This is a genomic window from Pseudomonadota bacterium (genome assembly GCA_039818985.1).
In the GTDB taxonomy this organism is placed as follows: domain Bacteria; phylum Pseudomonadota; class Alphaproteobacteria; order Sphingomonadales; family Sphingomonadaceae; genus Alterisphingorhabdus.
This window is the reverse complement of sequence record JBCBSU010000001.1, coordinates 1,460,903-1,478,159: the sequence shown is the minus strand read 5'-3', so window position 1 is coordinate 1,478,159 and position 17,257 is coordinate 1,460,903. Positions and strand designations below refer to the sequence as shown.

The window sequence follows — 17,257 nt, the reverse complement described above, 5'->3', positions numbered from 1 at the left end:
TTGCGGAAAACACATCTGCCCGCGCAACGCCCGATCTGTGGAGCCAGATGCTCATCACCAGTGCCTATATTCTGGTTGCGTTGCTGCTGCTCGGCTCATTTTCCTATAGCGAGATCATGGTGCGCCAGTTCCTGCAAGGACAGGATCTGTTCATTGCCTGCGCCCTGATCCTGCTATGGTTTGCCATGGCCCGCCGTCCGGCGACTGGCGTCGATTTTTCTTCCCTCCGCTTGAGCAACACCGGTTTCTGGCTGTCATGCAGTGCCTTGTTGCTGTTGGGATGGGTAGGGCACTGGCTGGTGCTGCATGGCTATCATTTCTCGCGCGACGAACAGATGGCGGTGATGGACGCACGGATCTTTTCAAATGGTGACCTGATTGCGCGGTTACCTGATTTTTGGCGCGAAACCCATGACAGCCTGAATGTCATCTTCACCGTGGAATCGTTGCGCGGCTATGCCTGGTTATCCAGTTACCGACCGGTCAATGCACTCTTCCAGATGCTGTTCGGGAGTTGGAGCAGCCCGTTCTTTTCCGCTCTCGGGCTGTGGGCGACATGGCGCATTGCTATCCGGCTATGGCCCGAAAATCGCGAGGCGCATTGGGTTGCTGTCCTTCTCTATGCGATGAGCGCGCAGATATTTTTGCTGTCGATGACCAGCTATGCCATGGCCGGGCATCTTGGGCTCAACATGCTTTGGCTGTGGTTGTTCCTGCATGACCGCTGGTACAGCCATGTCGCGGCGATCACGGTTGGCCTTGCCGCTACCGGTCTGCATCAACTGGTCTATCATCCGCTATTCGCCGGTCCGATACTGGCACTGATCCTGTGGCAACGCCGCTGGTGGCTCGCGGCCTTCTATGCCGGTGCCTATGCGCTGATCATCATGCTCTGGGCGCTCTGGCTGAAATTGCCGCTGGCCATGGTCGACGAACCACTGGCCATTGTGACGCGTGATACGGACAGTTTCTTCCTGACCCGCTTAAGCTGGGCGCTGGAAGAGCTGAGTTGGGAGAATATCGCGGTTCAGAGCGCCAACATGGTACGGTTCTTCACATGGCAACATGCTCTCATGCTACCATTGCTGCTGGTCGGGGTAAGGGCAGCGCTGACCTCACGCAAACCGTTATATTGGGCCTTTATCGGCGTCCTGATCACCACCATCATGGTGAAATTGCTGCTGCGACCCTATCAGGGGCATGGCTGGGGCTATCGCTATATGCATGGGCTCATGGGCGTAGCGGTTCTGCTCGCGACACTGGGCTGGGTTGAGTTGCGCGCGCGCAACCTGTTGTCACAGACCCAGTGGCGTATCGCTACGGCCTTTACTGCGCTGGCCATTATCCCCTGGTATCTCTGGCAGGCCTCTTCGCTATCCGGTGTGTTTGCCGATCTCAGTGAACGGCTCGATCGTCAGAATGTCGATCTGTTGATTATCGATGATGATGCCGGTCCATTCGCCGTGGATCTGGTCACCAACGACCCATATCTGGCAAACCGTCCGCTGCGGCTGCGTGGTTCAACGCTGGAGCCTGACGATATTGACCGGCTTTGTCAGCGCTATACCGTCAGCTTCATGACGGTGGCCGAATATGGCGCACTGATGCGCAAATTCAACTGGGGCAACCGGGAAGCGAGCAGCTATATGGCGCCGCTTATCGCCCGTGCAGATGCGCTGAGCTGTACGGTGTCGCTCAGGCAGTAACGCGCTCGGCCAAGATGGTCAGGCCCTTGTCATTGACCTCGGCAAAGCCGCCTTCAATGGCAATCATTTCCGGCTCGCCATTCTCGCTGCGGAAGATGGCGACTTCGCCATTGCGGATTGTCGACATGAACGGGGCATGGCCTTCGAGGACACCGAAATCGCCTTCACTGCCCGGCACCTGCACCATGTGCACATCTTCAGAGCGGATCAGCTTTTCCGGGGTTACGAGTTCAAAATGCAGTGCCATGACTTATTCCTGTGTCTCTCTGTTGGCCGGAGCCATAAGCGCTTGCGAAGCGCTATCCAAGCGAAAAAATACGATTGCGAAAATCATGCCGCCAATGCCATAGCCCAGCAGAGTAAGGGTATCTGGCCAGACGCTGCGGTAGATAGCGGTCTGCCATCCGACAAAGGGCATTACCGCCATCACAATCGCCGAAATAGCATACGGCCAGTGCAGATTGCGCCGTCCCATGAGCATCAGCACCATGCAGGCGAAATTGGTCGCAACAAAGGGAAACGCCACTGCATAGAGCCACCAGCCGTCAAAACTCTGTCCGAACTGGCTGGCGGCGAGTGTCTCGAAATCAGCGCGGAAATTCTGCCAATGCTCGACACGATAATGGTGAATATCAAAGGCTGAGATCACCAGAAAAACCACAATGCCGCATTGCAAAAGGCGCCGCAACAGGGTGTCGATACGTCCCTGTTGCAGCGCCTTTGCGTTCATGAAATGCGCGGCGATCAGGCAGCTTCGGCAGCGAGCTGCTTGCCTTTCTCGACCGCCTCGTCAATGCCGCCGACCATGTAGAAAGCGGCTTCGGGCAGATGGTCATATTCGCCTTCGACCACCGCTTTGAACGACTTGATCGTGTCTTCCAGATCGACAAACTTGCCCGGCAGGCCGGTAAAGACTTCGGCGACATGGAAAGGCTGTGACAGGAAGCGCTGGATCTTGCGGGCGCGGGCGACGGTGAGCTTGTCCTCTTCGGAAAGCTCATCCATGCCAAGAATGGCGATAATGTCCTGCAGCGACTTGTACTTTTGCAGCGTCGACTGCACCGCGCGCGCGGTTTCATAATGCTCTTCGCCGACAACACGCGGTTCGAGAACTCGCGAGGTCGAGTCGAGCGGGTCAACCGCCGGGTAGATACCGAGCTCGGAGATCGCACGGTTAAGCACGGTGGTCGCATCGAGGTGAGCAAAGGAGGTGGCGGGTGCAGGGTCGGTCAAGTCATCGGCAGGGACGTAAATCGCCTGTACCGAGGTGATCGAGCCCTTGTTGGTCGAGGTAATCCGCTCCTGCAGCGCGCCCATATCGGTCGACAGGGTCGGCTGATAACCCACAGCCGAAGGAATACGGCCGAGCAGCGCCGACACTTCCGAACCCGCCTGGGTGAAGCGGAAGATATTGTCGACGAAGAACAGCACGTCCTGGCCTTCCTGGTCGCGGAAATATTCGGCGATGGTCAGACCCGACAGGGCCACACGCGCACGTGCGCCCGGAGGCTCGTTCATCTGGCCGTAAACCAGCGCCACCTTGGATCCTTCGGAGATGGCGTTGCCATCCTCATCCTTGGCGATAACGCCGGCATCGAGGAATTCGTGATAGAGGTCGTTGCCCTCACGGGTACGCTCACCCACACCGGCGAAGACCGAGGTGCCGCCATGACCCTTGGCGATGTTGTTGATCAGTTCCTGAATCAGAACGGTCTTGCCCACACCGGCACCGCCGAACAGGCCGATCTTGCCGCCCTTGGCATAGGGTGCCAGCAGGTCGATGACCTTGATGCCGGTGACAAGAATTTCGGCATCGGTCGACTGGTCGACAAATTCGGGTGCATCGGCATGGATCGGTGCGGTTTCGCTGGCGCCGATATCGCCGCGTTCGTCGATCGGTTCGCCGACAACATTCATGATGCGGCCCAGCGTCTTGGGACCGACCGGCATAGCAATCTGGCTGCCGGTGTCCTTGACTTCCTGGCCGCGAACCAGACCATCTGTGCCGTCCATGGCGATGGTGCGCACGGTGTTCTCGCCCAGATGCTGCGCCACTTCGAGCACCAGGCGCTTACCGTTATTGTCGGTTTCCAGCGCGTTGAGAATTGCCGGCAGCTCGCCGTCAAAGGTCACGTCGACAACGGCGCCGATAACCTGGCTGATGCGGCCTACTGTGTTGGTGTTTGCCATGGTGTTGGTCCTTAGTGGTTATTTAAAGCGCTTCCGCGCCCGAAATGATTTCGACAAGTTCAGTGGTAATCGCGGCCTGGCGGCTGCGGTTATATTCGATGGTGAGGCGGTTGATCAGGTCGCCGGCATTGCGTGTCGCATTGTCCATCGCGGTCATCGACGCCCCCTGTTCCGAGGCTTCGCGCTCGAGCAGCGCGCCGAACAGCTGGGTCTTGACATAGCGCGGCAGCAATTCCTCGAGAATTTCCTCTTCACCCGGCTCATATTCGACCACGGCGCCGCTCTGCTCGTCGTTATCGGGGGCAGGGACGGGAATAAGCTGCTGTGCCGTCGGGTCCTGCACCAGCGCCGATTTGAACACCGGATAGATCAGATGGGCAATGTCATATTTGCCTTCGCCAAACATCGTGACCAGCTCGTCGGCAATCTCGGTCGCCTCGTCAAAGCCCGGGTTGCGGACTTTGGACGTATCATAATGGGTGCTGATCTTGCTGTCATAGACGCGCTTGATCGGTGCGCGGCCCTTTTTGCCGACGAGGTAGAAGCTGACGTCTTTACCGTCTTGCTCAAGCTCGCGGGCCTTGGCGATGGCGGCGCGGACAATATTGGAATTAAGGCCACCGCACAGACCCTTATCGGTGTTGACCACCACCAGCAGGTGACGCTGGTCGGCGCCAGTGCCGGCAAGCAGCTTCGGTGCGCTGTCGCCCGAAACTTTGCCGGCGAGCGACGCCATGACGTCAGCCAGACGCTCGGAATAGGGGCGTGCAGCCTCGGCTGCCGCCTGGGCACGGCGCAGCTTGGCTGCGGCGACCATCTGCTTGGCCTTGGTGATCTTCTGGGTCGATTTAACTGACCCGATCCGGTTTTTCAGTTCTTTAAGACTGGCCATTATTCTCTCAAATTTCCGTTCGGGCTGAGCCTGTCGAAGCCCCGTTCTTTACTTCTGCAGAAGAAGTGCGGCCCTTCGACAAGCTCAGGGCGAACGGGGAATAAATAGTCCTATGCAAACTGTTTGCCGAACTTGTCGAGTGCAGCCACCAGCTTCTCCTTGACGTCATCCTCGAACTTCTGAGTCGAACGGATGGCATCGAGAATATCCTCATGCTCGGAGCGGATGAAGTGCAGCATCTCGGTCTCATATTCGGTAACCCGATCGGTCTCGACATCATCGAGATAGCCATTGGTGCCGGCGAAGATGGACACGGTCTGCTCTTCAAATGGAAGCGGGCTGAATTGCGGCTGTTTGAGCAGCTCGGTGAGGCGTGCACCACGGTTGAGTAGCTTCTGGGTCGACGCGTCCAGATCAGAACCGAATTGCGCAAAGGCCGCCATTTCGCGATATTGCGCCAGCTCGAGCTTGATTGAGCCGGAGACCTTTTTCATCGCTTTGGTCTGTGCGGCAGAACCCACACGGCTGACCGAAAGGCCGACGTTAATCGCCGGGCGGATACCCTGATAGAACAGGTCGGTTTCGAGGAAGATCTGACCGTCGGTGATCGAGATCACATTGGTCGGGATATAAGCCGACACGTCACCCGCTTGGGTTTCGATGATCGGCAGTGCGGTCATCGAACCGGCGCCATTATCTTCGTTCATCTTCGCCGCACGCTCGAGCAGGCGAGAGTGCAGGAAGAAAACATCACCCGGATAGGCTTCGCGGCCCGGAGGACGGCGCAGCAGCAGCGACATCTGACGATAGGACACCGCCTGTTTCGACAGATCGTCATACACGATCAGCGAATGCATGCCGTTGTCGCGGAAATATTCGCCCATGGTGCAGCCGGTATACGGCGCAAGGAACTGCAGCGGAGCAGGCTCGGAAGCGGTTGCGGCGATGACGATGGAATATTCCATCGCGCCATTTTCTTCGAGCTGTTTGACGATCTGCGCTACGGTCGAGCGCTTCTGGCCGACGGCGACATAGATGCAGTAGAGCTTCTTGCTCTCATCATCGCTGCTGTTGACATTCTTCTGGTTGATGAAGGTGTCGATAGCGACAGCGGTCTTGCCAGTTTGACGGTCACCAATGATCAGCTCACGCTGGCCACGGCCAACCGGAACCAGTGCATCAATCGCTTTAAGCCCGGTCTGAACCGGTTCATGCACCGATTTACGCGGGATAATGCCCGGCGCTTTTACCTCAACGCGCTTGCGCTCGGTGGCTTCAATCGGGCCCTTGCCATCGATCGGGTTACCCAGACCATCGACAACGCGGCCCAACAGACCTTTGCCGACCGGAACGTCCACAATGGTGCCGGTCCGTTTCACCGTGTCGCCCTCGGCGATGTCGGCGTCGGAACCGAAGATCACGATGCCGACATTATCGGCTTCGAGGTTCAGCGCCATGCCCTTCACGCCATTTTCGAACTCGACCATTTCACCGGCCTGGACATTGGCGAGGCCATGGGCACGGGCAATACCGTCACCCACCGAGAGCACGGTACCGACCTCGGAGACCGTTGCTTCGGTGCCGAAATTGGCGATCTGGTCCTTGATGACTTTTGAGATTTCTGCGGCACGAATGTCCATGGGGTATTAGCCTTTCATCGCCTGGGACAGCGTATTGAGACGCGTTTTGATGCTACCGTCGATCATCTGGCTTCCCATACGGACAATCAGTCCGCCGAGGATATCGGGATCGACATGTTCGGAAATAATGACTTCTCGGCCAGCGCGGCTTTTGAGATTTTTGGCAATCGCATCGCGCTGCGTCTGGGTCAGCGGATAGGCGCTGGTAACTTCGGCCGTGACTTCACCGCGATGATCTGCGGCGAGGCCGTGAAAAGCGCGAATCATTGCTGACAGTTCGGCCAACCTGCCATTTTCAGCAAGAACGCCGAGGAAATTGGCGGTCAGGGCATTGAGTTTCATCGATTCGGCAAGTCCGGCCATCGCCGCCTTGGCGGCGCTGCGGCCAATCACCTGTGAGGTCAGCAGACTGTCCAGCGTTTCACTATAATTATCAGAATTTTCTGAGACGAGACTGGCAAGTGCTGAGAGGTCTTTCTCGACCACCGGAATCTTTTTTTCCTCGTGTGCCAGCGCGAACAGCGCGCTTGCATAGCGTCCTGAAAGACTGGCCTGAATGCCGCTGGAATGCTCCACGGTGTTGCTTTCCCTGAAAACTGGCCGATAACGACCGTAAATACATGCTGCGCACTTTCGCAAAAGCGCCGCATCTGCGTGATCTGGCGCGGCTGCTAGCATCCCTCTTTGCCCTTTGCAAGACAGGTGACCGGCATGTTGGCGATTCTGCTCTTTTCCGCCCAATGATCCATATTCGTCGATGACTGTTTTTGCAGCTTTTCTAATATGTATTAACCATATTTTTGCGATCCTGATTTAGCCACAACCAAGCGAAGGGGATAGTTCCGTTCGCTCTGTCCAAAGGCTGTTTTGCGGTGCTCAAGAAACGCGTTTTCGATCTGGCGGAACGGCTTGCCCAGTCGCCAATCAGAACCAAGGTGCAATTTGGCCTGTCGGTGATGATCGGCTTGATTGGGCTGTTGGCATTCTTGGCCGCGATGACGGTCGCGATATCGCAATATTATAACCAGATACTGGCTGCTGAACGACTGGTTCTTGCCCATGTGATGCAGGATCTTGTCGAGGACTATCGTGAAATCCTGACGGTAGAAAGCAAGGTGGAGAGCAATGTGATGCCACCATCCAGCGGTGTCAGCGCACTGAACATGTTGCAGCGGCGCGCCGATAATCACTGGGCTCTGCTGGAACAGATAGAGGTGCCATACTCGGCCGGGCGCCATTACAACGAGTTGCAGACTGCGCGCATCAAGGCAGATGCGCTGCGCAACAAGCTGCGCGCCACGCTGCAGCAAAACGATGTCGAAAGCATAGAGTTTCTCAAGACCAGTGGATTGCACCAGGATTTTGAACCTCTCTGGTCTGCGGTGAACCGGTTCAATGCTGCGATGCGGCAGGCGACTGCTGCTGACATGCGGATTTTGTCATTTGCCTATATCTTCATTTACAGCCTGACCGGTATCGTCATCGTCGCTGCCATCGCATTTGCCTGGTGGTGCATCTGGGTCAGCAAACATCATCTGACCCTGCCATTGCAGCAAATGGCCAAATTTGCGCTTTCCGAAGAAGCCGGGGTGGATGGTGTTTCCATGCTGGGGCTGCGCAGAAAGGACGAGATCGGCACCATCTCGCGTTCCATCCTGAAGTCACACCGGCAGGCTCGCAAGGCCTTGCAGGCGGAAAAGGAACGCAACCGCCTGGACCGCAAGCTGGTCGAGGAGCAGCAGGAACGTCAGGTCGAGCGCGCGCAAAGGGCGGAGAGAATGCACGCCATCATGGCCGCCTATGAGGTTGAGCTGGTGGAGATGACCGAGAAAATGGCGGCAACTGCCAATACCATGCGCGCTGTTGTCACAGACATGACTGGCTCGGCTGAAACGGTGCGGGATGAATGCGCCTTTGTCGCCAGTCATGCGGTGCAGACCAGCGAATCTATCCAGCGCATCGACCAGCGCGGCATGACCTTGCAGTCTGGCATGTCAGTTGTCCGGTCCAATGCAGAAAACAGCTATCGCACTATTGAGACCGTGCGCAAAGAAAGCCGCGAGTGCATGATATTCTCGCAGGAGCTTTCCGAAGCGGCGAAGGAGATATCACAGATCCTGGCACTGATTGGCGATATTGCCAAAAAGACCAACTTGCTGGCGCTCAATGCCACCATAGAAGCGGCACGCGCCGGAGAAGCCGGGCGCGGCTTTGCGGTGGTGGCGCAGGAAGTGAAGTCGCTGGCGACACAGACTCAACAGTCTGCGGCTTCAGTCGAAGGCCAGCTATCCGATATCGATCAGCTTGCAGCCAGGCTGAGCGCCATGGTCTCCGGGGTTGATGCACAGATAGAAACAGTCCAGTCCAATGCGAAAAATATCGAGTATTCGGTGGCTGAACAGGCGGAGGCATCAAATGACATATTTCATGCCGTCAACGACGTGCTGGTCAGCTCACGCCAGGTTGTGACCAATATGGAGGCACTGAAATCGGGTTCGGACCAGAGCTTTGCAAATGCAGAATTGCTGGCCAGGACCTCCGACGCGCTGGCGGTCCAATCGGCTGGTCTGCGCGAGCAGATGGCGGCGCTTACCCAACAGCTGCAAGCGCTGTAGTCCCGGCATAATCATAGCGGCGATTGCCCGATTTGCTTTGAACGCAAGAAACGGGATGCGTCCTGCAGCGCCGGGGGGTAGATATAGGGCATGACATATGCGCCATCCGACAAAACCATATCCGATAATGACGCATGGGCTGCGGTGCTGCGGCGTGACAGAGCTTATGACGGGCGCTTCGTTACCGGTGTATTGAGCACCGGGATATATTGCCGCCCATCCTGTGCCGCGCGTCACCCATTGCGTGAGAATGTACGCTTCTTTGCTACGGGGGAAGAGGCGGAGGCAGCCGGACTGCGTGCCTGTAAACGCTGCCGTCCCAATGATGTCTCGCGCGACGAAGCGGCGGTGAAAACGGTTATCGACGCTATCCGTCAAAGCGAGTCGGTGCCGACGCTGAAGGCATTATCTGTGATGACCGGCTATTCCCCGACGCATCTGCAAAAGCTGTTCAAGCGCGAGACTGGCCTGTCGCCGGCAGGCTATGCCCGGGCGTTGCGCGCCGAGCGCGCACAAGAGGCTCTGGGCGATGCAACAAAGGTCAGCGATGCCATTTATGATGCGGGCTATTCGGGACCATCACGATTTTATGCAGAACAGGACAAGAGGCTGGGTATGACCGCAAGTGCATGGAAAAATGGCGGAGCCGGGGTGACTATCCACTGGACCATAGTCGACAGCTATCTGGGGCCGATGCTGGTCGCGGCAACCGAAAAGGGTGTATGCCGCCTGTCGTTCAATGAAGGTGAGGAAGAATTGAGGCAACGCTTCCCCAATGCCGAACTTGATCGTGGCGGCGTGGATTTTGCGGCACTGGTGCGCAATGTCGTAGCGGCCGTTGAACGTCCGGCGGAGCGCCAGAATATTCCGCTCGATGTTCAGGGCACCGCCTTTCAGGAAGCGGTGTGGCGCGAATTGCAGCGTATTCCGCCAGGCGAAACTCGCAGCTATGCCGAGCTCGCTGCAGCTGTCGGCAAGCCCAAAGCCTATCGCGCCGCCGGTTCTGCCAATGGCGCCAATAATGTTGCGGTGCTGATTCCGTGCCACCGGGTAATTGCCAGTGATGGTTCACTAGGCGGTTATGCCTATGGACTGGAAATCAAGCAAAAGCTGCTCGAGGCTGAAGCGAAATCCGGCGGCTAATTTGCAACAGCCTCGATGCGATCCGGCTGATTGCCGACGCGGGAAGCGCATTGATAGACCAGCCGCTCATTCGGCCTTTGCGGGATAATCGCCAGTAGCGCGTCCTGCATGCCTTCCAGCGCGTCGCGCATTGCTTTGTCATTGCTGCACTGCTCGCCGCCAAAGCGCGATCTTATGTTGCGCGCCTGCTGCATTGCTTCGAGGCCCAGCAGATAGCGTGACAGCGCCAGTTCGCCGCTATCCGGGTTGAAGCGATAGACAGAGACGGTCTGTTCTTCATTTGGCACCAATATGCGCACCCATTCATCGCCGTCCCGGCCATATTGTGTACGGCCGTTGACGCAGCCGCTATCCGACCAGGAAAAGCCGATATCGTTCGCCTGACTGATGGTGATGCGGCTGCGTTCGCTCTGGATGGTACAGATATTGTCACCGACATAGCTTTGCGCCATGATCTGCTGTGGCTGGTCATCTTCTGGCTGTGTTCTCTGCTCTATGGCTATCGCCAGTCTGTCGGTGAATTCGTCATAGGAGGGGCGCAGCAGGAACAGGGCAACAGCCCCAACACCCATTATCGCCGCGACACCACCGGCTATGCGCGTTTTTCCGGCATCGGGCCGGCCAGCAAATGTCAGTGCCGCAGTGCCGGAAAATCCGGCCAGCACCACCAGCAGCAGTGCCGCCGCCATATAGTTTTCGCGCTCGCTGCGAATTTCCTGATCGACGCTGCGCTCAAGCGCGGCCTGACGGCGCTGTTCCTCGCGCGCGCGCGCCATGGCTTCGTCACCCTGCTGTGCAATCTCCGCCAGGGCACGACGGGTTTCGGCCTGGCTGATCTGTGCCGAAGAGCGGCAGGGTGTTGTCGCGATGCGTGGGCTAATGCCCGAATTTCGAAGAAAGCTTAGCAACTCCTGGTTGGAAATGGCGAAGCCGAATTCAGCATCGCTGCCATCGGAGACCGAGATGAAGCTGTTTACCCCAACAACACGGCCGCATTCATCAACGATCGGGCCACCACTATTGCCGCGGGCGACTGCTGCAGTGTGGGTGAAAGTTGCAAATTCACGGTTCGAACGACCGCCTGAAATGGTACCAGTGGTCTTGATCGGTGTCCCCGGTTCCACCTTGTCGCCATCGGTCAGGCCGAGCGCACGATCGACCGCGCCGGGATAGCCTATGGCGACAATATCGCTGCCATCGCCGACCTGCTGTCCGAAAATCGATATCGGTTCGAGGCTGCCCTGCTCGATACGGATCAGTGCCAGATCCTGTTGCGGGGAATAGGCAACAATCCGGCTGCGATAAATCTCGCTGCCTTCTGATGGCACTACACCGACAATGATCGAACGATCATTGGTACTGGGCTGCACAACATGGGCATTGGTAATGATCGTGTCTGGTGTCACCGCAAAACCGCTGCCATGGCCGAGGAAGAATACTTCTTCGCCCTGCATGGCGATCAGTGCCACGCGCACTACCGAGCGGGCGCTGGCCTGGATATCCTCCGGATCGGCATGCGCCATCTGCACCGGCAGCATGGTGAGGAGCAGCACGGCACAAAGCGCGGCAAATCGTCTGATGCTGTTCATAAACGCGCTATACCAGCCTCACGACTTCTGGGAAGCTCAAACAAAGCTATAGGGATCGACATCGAGTGCCACCCGTACCCCGCGTGGCAAGGTGATCGGGGCCAGCCAGTCGCGTATTGCCTGCTGCATAGGCACGGTGCGGCGGGCATGTACCAACAGCCGAAAGCGATAGCGCCCGCGCAGCATCGACAGCGGAGCGGGGGCGGGGCCATAGACAGTAAAACCATTAAAATCAGGTGCGGCGTGACCGATCATCCGCGCCGCCTCATTGGCTTCGGACTGATCCTCGGAGGAAATAATCAGCGCTCCCAGACGACCAAAGGGCGGCATCATCGCCGCTTCGCGCGCTGCCAGTTCGGCAGCATAAAAGGCATCGCGGTCGCCGGCGATCAGCGCCGCGATCACCGGCGCTTCGGGGTTGCGTGTCTGCACCAGCACCCGGCCCGGCTTTTCAGCCCGCCCGGCACGGCCTGCTACCTGTGATATCTGCTGGAAGCTGCGTTCGGCGGCGCGCAGATCACCGCCCTCGAGCCCGATATCGGCATCGACCACACCCACCAGCGTCAGATTGGGGAAGTGATAGCCCTTGGTCACCAATTGTGTGCCGATGATGATGTCTACTGCATTATTGGCGACCTGCTGGACAAATGCCTCGGCCTTGGCAGGAGACCAGATGGTATCCGATGTCACCACGATGCTGCGCGCTTCGGGTAGTCGCAGTTTCACCTCATCGGCAATACGCTCGACACCCGGGCCACAGGCGACAAGGCTGTCCTCTGCGCCGCATTCGGGGCAGCTATCAAGCATCGGCATGACATGACCGCAATGATGACAGGCAAGGCGATGGGTGAGCCTGTGCTCGACCATCCATGCGCTGCAATTGGGACATTCGATGCGATGCCCGCAATTGCGACACAATGTCAGCGGCGCATAACCACGTCGGTTGAGAAACAGCAGCGACTGTTCGCCGCGTTCCAGCGTTTCCTCCAGTGCCTGTACCAGTGGCGGTGCGAGCCAATGGCCGCGCTCGGGCGAGGTTTCGGTCAGGTCCACCGGCACTATGTCGGGCATGGTCGCACCGCCAAAACGCGAGGGCAGCGACAGCCGCTGATATTGCCCGATCTCGGCCATATGATGGCTCTCTATCGCTGGTGTGGCGCTGGCAAGGATCACCGCAAAGCTCTCCATATGCGCGCGCATCACCGCGACATCGCGGGCATTGTAGCGCACCCCGTCTTCCTGCTTGAAGCTGGTCTCATGCGCCTCATCGACGATAATCAGACCGAGATTGTCATAGGGCAGGAACAGGGAAGACCGCGCGCCAACAATAACATGCGCATCGCCACGGGCTATGGCCTGCCAGGCACGGCGGCGTTCGGACTGGCGCAGCCCCGAATGCCAGGCTACGGGGCGGGTGCCGAAGCGCTCCGCAAAGCGCTGAAGAAAGGGCTGGGTGAGCGCAATTTCGGGCAGCAGCACCAGGCATTGTTTGCCGAGGCGGATCGCTTCGGCCACTGCCTCGAAATAGACTTCGGTCTTGCCCGAACCGGTAACGCCATCGAGCAATATCGGGGCGAATTGGCGTTGCTGCACTGCCTCGACCAGTTGCGTTGCGACATCACGCTGCGACTCGGAGAGGGCGACCTGGCCTGCATCGGGATCGGGAGGATCGAAAGGGGCATCGGTTGGTACCAGATGGGTTTCGGCAAAACCGCTATTGATCAGGCCGCGAATGACACCTTCCGATACCTCGGCCGCGGCCGCCAGTTCGCGTACCGTGCCCTGCCTTGCTGCGAGCCGATCATAAGCCTGTTTGCGCGCATCGGTCATCCGGTCGGGGCGTTTGTCGCTCAGGCTGTATTCGGTGATGTCGCGTGCTTCTTTCAACGCCGCCGATCCCGGTATCGCCATGCGCAATACGCTCGCAAGTGGTGCGAGATAATAGTCGCTGGCCCATTCGGCCAGCCGACGCATGGGTTGCGAAAGCGGCGGCAAATCGGCCTTTGCGATTACCGGGCGCAGCTTCTTTTCGGAGACATCATCATTTTGGGTCTTGTCTGCTTCCCAGACAATGCCGGTGAGTTGGCGTGGCCCTAGCGGCACGGTAACGATATCGCCCGGTGTCAGTTCCATGCCCGGTGGCATGGCGTAATCGAGCGGGCCGATGACCGTGGTCAGCAGAACCACGCGCACACGCTGTTTCGAAGCGGTTGTTGCGCCCGTTTTTCGGCTGGAAGGAGCGGTGGATGCCATTGCTGCATCTATAGCCGCATGCGGCTGGCCGGGCTATACCGCTGACACGAATCAATTCCGCTCAATCCACGGAGAAGATGACGCCATGAAATTCTTTGTCGATACCGCAGAAATTGCAGAAATCGCCGATCTGGCCGAAACCGGCCTGCTTGACGGCGTCACCACCAACCCGTCGCTGATCCACAAGTCGGGGCGCGATTTTCTGCCGGTGGTGAAGGAGATCTGCGGCCTGGTCGATGGCCCGGTTTCGGCTGAAGTCGTGGCGCTCGACCATGAGACGATGATGCGCGAAGCCGATGTGCTGCGCCAGCTTGCCGACAATGTTGCTATCAAGGTACCGCTGACCATCGATGGTCTGAAAACCTGCAAGAAACTCGCCGATGATGGCTGCATGGTCAATGTGACCCTGTGCTTCTCCGCCAATCAGGCACTGCTTGCGGCCAAGGCCGGAGCGACCTTTATCTCGCCTTTCGTCGGGCGGCATGACGATAATGGCCTCGACGGCATGCAGCTAATCGAGGATATCCGTCTGGTCTATGACAATTACGCCTTTGAGACCGAGATTCTCGTCGCCTCTATCCGCAATCCGATCCATGTTCTCGAATCAGCGAAAATCGGTGCCGATGTCGCGACCATGCCACCCAATGTCATTCGCGGCCTTTTCAAGCATGTGCTGACCGACAAGGGCATAGACGGCTTCCTCGCCGACTGGGAAAAGACCGGTCAGTCGATTCTGTAAGTTTTCACTATCAGCAGAAACATCAATCCTCGAAGGAGCGCGGGGCCGAGGAAATAATCGCATTGCCGCTCTGGCGAATTTCCTGCACTTCCAGCGCGCGTTCGGCGATGCCGGAACGATCGAAGCGGAAAGCACCATCAAGGCCGACAAAGCCCTCCTCACTGCGCAGCCGATCGACCGGGAAGGCGCTGCCTATAGGCCATTCACGCGCGATGCGGAAAGTCAGCAGCACGCTGTCATAACCGAGGCTCGAGAGACGGAAGGGATCATTGCCGAAGCGCTGGCGGTATTTCCCGGCATATTGCCGGTAAAGCTCATCGCTGACACTCGCGAACCAGGCGCCGCGCATTGAGGGTGCGCCGCTCAGCGTATTGTCGGTGTTCCACAATTCGGTACCGAGAATACGGGCATTTGCCGAACCGTTCTCGCGCACCATGGGCACGGCGCGGATAGCCGTCTGGCCATTATCCGCGACCAGCAGCGCGTCATAGTCGCCGACTTCGGCGAGCCGGTTGACCGCGCTTTCGAGCGAGGCACTGCTGCGGCTATAGGTTTCCAGCCTGACCACGCTGCCGCCGGCATTGCGCACCGCGCGCAGCATCGATGCCGAGGCTCGCTGGCCATAGACACCGCCGGGGACCAGCCCGGCAAAGCGGTTCAATCCCTGCGAACGGGCATAGCGCACCACACGGTCGATTGACTGGTCGGGGACGAAGCCCATGATAAACACCATGTCATTGGCGACGCTACTATCGTTGGAGTAGCTGATAATCGGGACATTGGCGGGGGTCGCGACACCGGCAGCAGCGGCGACATTCTTGCCGAGCAAGGGACCAAGGATCAGCCGGTTGCCATCGCTGATCGCCTGGCGTGCTGCGGCTGCGGCGCCATTGGCTGTATCATAGCGGGTGATGCGGATATTTTCCGCACCGGTATCGAGCAATGCCTGCATCGTGGCATTGGCTATGGATTGGCCAATCGGGGCGTTGCTGCCCGACAATGGCAGAAGCAGCGCGACCTTGTGGCGCTGTTCATCGCCGGCGACGACATCGCCAATAGGCGTTTCCGGGCCGGTGTCCGGGGCCTCGACCTCGGGAGCAGGACCGGTCGATGTATCGGCCCCTTTCGGTATCAGCGACTCGCAGCCTGTCAGCACCAGCAACAATGTCGCGGCGATCGCCAGCTGAACTTTTTTCGGCCAAATCCCGGTCTTCACTTGTCGCTCCCTCACCCCATGGTCCATGACGATAACCATCATGACCAGCACAGTTGAACCCGGCCTGTATATCGTTGCTACGCCAATCGGCAACCTTGGCGATATAACTTTACGTGCCACAGAGATATTGCGCGGAGTCGCCTGCATTGCCTGTGAAGACAGTCGGGTTACCGCCAAATTGCTGCGGCACATCGGTGCCGATGCGCCGATGCTGCGCTATCATGACCATAGCACAGCAAAGGATCGCGAACAGCTTGTAACCCGGGCGCAGCGCGAGGCGGTGGCGCTGGTCAGCGATGCTGGTACGCCGATGATATCCGATCCCGGCTACAAACTGGTGCGTGATGCGCGAGCGGCAGGGGTAAACATTACCACATTGCCCGGTGCCAGCGCCGCGATCGCCGCGCTGACATTGGCGGGATTGCCGACCGATCGTTTTCTGTTCGGCGGCTTCCTGCCGCCCAAGGCGCAGGCGAGACTGCGCGCGCTCGAAGAATTGGGTACGGTGCGGGCGACGCTGGTCTTCTATGAGAGCGGTCCACGTCTTGTCGCTGCCCTTGAGGCGATTCATGCGCTATGGCCTTTGCGTGAACTGTCTGTGGTACGTGAGATCTCCAAGCGCTTCGAGGAGGCGCGCAATGGTCGTGCTGCGGAATTGGCGACGCATTATCGCGATCATGCTGCCAAGGGAGAAATTGTTCTGGTAATTGCACCGCCCGTCGCCGAACAGGCTGGCATTGACGATACCGAGGTGACCAATGCCTTGGTGGATGCACTGGCGGCCATGCCGGTGAGCAAAGCGGCAAGCAGTATTGCCAGGCGCTTCGGTGTCGACCGTAAGGCGCTTTACCAGAAAGCCCTGGATATCAAGGCCGGTGGCTAGGGCAGGGCGATCGCGTGCCGAGGCGGAGAAACAGGGTCGCCGCGCGGAAACCATGGCAGCCTGGTATTTGCGATTGAAAGGCTGGCGGATATTGGCCACCCGTCTGAAAACGCCACGTGGAGAGATTGATCTGATTGCCCGGCGTGGCAGGACGGTAGCTTTTGTAGAGGTTAAACACCGCAAGACCGCTGTCGATCTCGATCTAGCGCTCGATAAACGCCGCCTGCAACGCGTCGTCGCTGCGGCGGAAAGCGTGGCGCATATCTATGCTTCTGACAGCGATAGTATTTCCATAGACGCCATATTGGTTGCGCCCGGGCACTGGCCGCGCCATTTAGCCAATATCTGGCATGACCAGATGGGATGACGGGCGACGCCCTGCAGACAAAGG

General features: G+C 58.4%; 15 protein-coding genes. 6 read left to right on the top strand and 9 right to left on the bottom strand.

The features are described from left to right. Window positions 1–47 precede the first annotated feature (47 nt). Complete coding sequence (locus AAFX04_07005; protein MEO1045169.1) at window positions 48–1,706, top strand: hypothetical protein; 1,659 nt, start codon at window positions 48–50, stop codon at window positions 1,704–1,706. Here the strand turns inward: AAFX04_07005 and AAFX04_07000 are convergent. The 6 genes from AAFX04_07000 to AAFX04_06975 form a co-directional block, all read right to left on the bottom strand. After that, a complete protein-coding gene (locus AAFX04_07000) occupies window positions 1,696–1,953 on the bottom strand; it encodes an ATP synthase F1 subunit epsilon (GenBank protein MEO1045168.1) in 258 nt (85 codons plus the stop codon). The two genes, AAFX04_07005 and AAFX04_07000, sit on opposite strands and share 11 nt — an antisense overlap. Before the next feature lie 3 nt (window positions 1,954–1,956). Further along, window positions 1,957–2,436, bottom strand: coding sequence for a hypothetical protein (locus AAFX04_06995; GenBank protein MEO1045167.1), 480 nt, complete (start codon window positions 2,434–2,436; stop codon window positions 1,957–1,959). Between the two features lie 14 nt (window positions 2,437–2,450). After that, window positions 2,451–3,896, bottom strand: a complete 1,446-nt coding sequence (gene atpD, locus AAFX04_06990) for a F0F1 ATP synthase subunit beta (protein MEO1045166.1) — start codon at window positions 3,894–3,896, stop codon at window positions 2,451–2,453. A 22-nt stretch (window positions 3,897–3,918) separates the two neighbouring features. After that, window positions 3,919–4,788 carry a F0F1 ATP synthase subunit gamma gene (locus AAFX04_06985; protein ID MEO1045165.1) on the bottom strand — a complete coding sequence of 290 codons (870 nt, stop codon included), beginning with the start codon at window positions 4,786–4,788 and terminating at the stop codon, window positions 3,919–3,921. Between the two features lie 110 nt (window positions 4,789–4,898). Next, complete coding sequence (atpA, locus tag AAFX04_06980) at window positions 4,899–6,428, bottom strand: F0F1 ATP synthase subunit alpha (GenBank protein ID MEO1045164.1); 1,530 nt, start codon at window positions 6,426–6,428, stop codon at window positions 4,899–4,901. Between the two features lie 6 nt (window positions 6,429–6,434). Next, entirely contained in the window at window positions 6,435–7,004 is a 570-nt protein-coding gene (locus AAFX04_06975) for a F0F1 ATP synthase subunit delta (protein ID MEO1045163.1), read from the bottom strand. Window positions 7,005–7,300: 296 nt separating this feature from the next. Here AAFX04_06975 and AAFX04_06970 point away from each other — a divergent pair, with 296 nt between their 5' ends. Together AAFX04_06970 and ada are read left to right on the top strand one after the other, a co-directional pair. Then, a complete protein-coding gene (locus tag AAFX04_06970) occupies window positions 7,301–9,043 on the top strand; it encodes a methyl-accepting chemotaxis protein (protein MEO1045162.1) in 1,743 nt (580 codons plus the stop codon). A gap of 90 nt (window positions 9,044–9,133) precedes the next feature. After that, complete coding sequence (ada, locus tag AAFX04_06965) at window positions 9,134–10,186, top strand: bifunctional DNA-binding transcriptional regulator/O6-methylguanine-DNA methyltransferase Ada (protein ID MEO1045161.1); 1,053 nt, start codon at window positions 9,134–9,136, stop codon at window positions 10,184–10,186. Here the strand turns inward: ada and AAFX04_06960 are convergent. Both AAFX04_06960 and AAFX04_06955 read right to left on the bottom strand, forming a co-directional pair. Continuing rightward, window positions 10,183–11,775, bottom strand: coding sequence for a trypsin-like peptidase domain-containing protein (locus AAFX04_06960; protein MEO1045160.1), 1,593 nt, complete (start codon window positions 11,773–11,775; stop codon window positions 10,183–10,185). The genes ada and AAFX04_06960 overlap by 4 nt on opposite strands. Window positions 11,776–11,811: 36 nt before the next feature. Continuing rightward, entirely contained in the window at window positions 11,812–14,028 is a 2,217-nt protein-coding gene (locus AAFX04_06955) for a primosomal protein N' (GenBank protein MEO1045159.1), read from the bottom strand. Between the two features lie 85 nt (window positions 14,029–14,113). Here AAFX04_06955 and fsa point away from each other — a divergent pair, with 85 nt between their 5' ends. Next, the gene (gene fsa / locus AAFX04_06950) at window positions 14,114–14,767 is read left to right on the top strand and encodes a fructose-6-phosphate aldolase (protein MEO1045158.1); all 654 of its coding nucleotides are present in this window, start codon (window positions 14,114–14,116) and stop codon (window positions 14,765–14,767) included. Between the two features lie 22 nt (window positions 14,768–14,789). Here the strand turns inward: fsa and AAFX04_06945 are convergent, their stop codons facing one another. Further along, complete coding sequence (locus AAFX04_06945) at window positions 14,790–15,983, bottom strand: penicillin-binding protein activator (protein MEO1045157.1); 1,194 nt, start codon at window positions 15,981–15,983, stop codon at window positions 14,790–14,792. 40 nt (window positions 15,984–16,023) lie between these two features. On the opposite strand from AAFX04_06945, the gene rsmI reads away from it, so the two are divergent. Together rsmI and AAFX04_06935 are read left to right on the top strand one after the other, a co-directional pair. Continuing rightward, complete coding sequence (gene rsmI / locus AAFX04_06940) at window positions 16,024–16,866, top strand: 16S rRNA (cytidine(1402)-2'-O)-methyltransferase (protein ID MEO1045156.1); 843 nt, start codon at window positions 16,024–16,026, stop codon at window positions 16,864–16,866. Next, a complete protein-coding gene (locus AAFX04_06935; GenBank protein ID MEO1045155.1) occupies window positions 16,859–17,233 on the top strand; it encodes a YraN family protein in 375 nt (124 codons plus the stop codon). The genes rsmI and AAFX04_06935 overlap by 8 nt, the downstream gene beginning before the upstream one ends. Window positions 17,234–17,257: the final 24 nt, after the last annotated feature.

Bases quoted from the DNA above. Each gene is read 5' to 3' on its own strand.
- AAFX04_07005 (MEO1045169.1), top strand. From the start codon at position 48: ATGCTCATCACCAGTGCCTATATTCTGGTTGCGTTGCTGCTGCTCGGC.
- AAFX04_07000 (MEO1045168.1), bottom strand. From the start codon at position 1,953: ATGGCACTGCATTTTGAACTCGTAACCCCGGAAAAGCTGATCCGCTCT.
- AAFX04_06995 (MEO1045167.1), bottom strand. From the start codon at position 2,436: ATGAACGCAAAGGCGCTGCAACAGGGACGTATCGACACCCTGTTGCGG.
- atpD (MEO1045166.1), bottom strand. From the start codon at position 3,896: ATGGCAAACACCAACACAGTAGGCCGCATCAGCCAGGTTATCGGCGCC.
- AAFX04_06985 (MEO1045165.1), bottom strand. From the start codon at position 4,788: ATGGCCAGTCTTAAAGAACTGAAAAACCGGATCGGGTCAGTTAAATCG.
- atpA (MEO1045164.1), bottom strand. From the start codon at position 6,428: ATGGACATTCGTGCCGCAGAAATCTCAAAAGTCATCAAGGACCAGATC.
- ada (MEO1045161.1), top strand. From the start codon at position 9,134: ATGACATATGCGCCATCCGACAAAACCATATCCGATAATGACGCATGG.
- AAFX04_06960 (MEO1045160.1), bottom strand. From the start codon at position 11,775: ATGAACAGCATCAGACGATTTGCCGCGCTTTGTGCCGTGCTGCTCCTC.
- AAFX04_06955 (MEO1045159.1), bottom strand. From the start codon at position 14,028: ATGGCATCCACCGCTCCTTCCAGCCGAAAAACGGGCGCAACAACCGCT.
- fsa (MEO1045158.1), top strand. From the start codon at position 14,114: ATGAAATTCTTTGTCGATACCGCAGAAATTGCAGAAATCGCCGATCTG.
- rsmI (MEO1045156.1), top strand. From the start codon at position 16,024: ATGACCAGCACAGTTGAACCCGGCCTGTATATCGTTGCTACGCCAATC.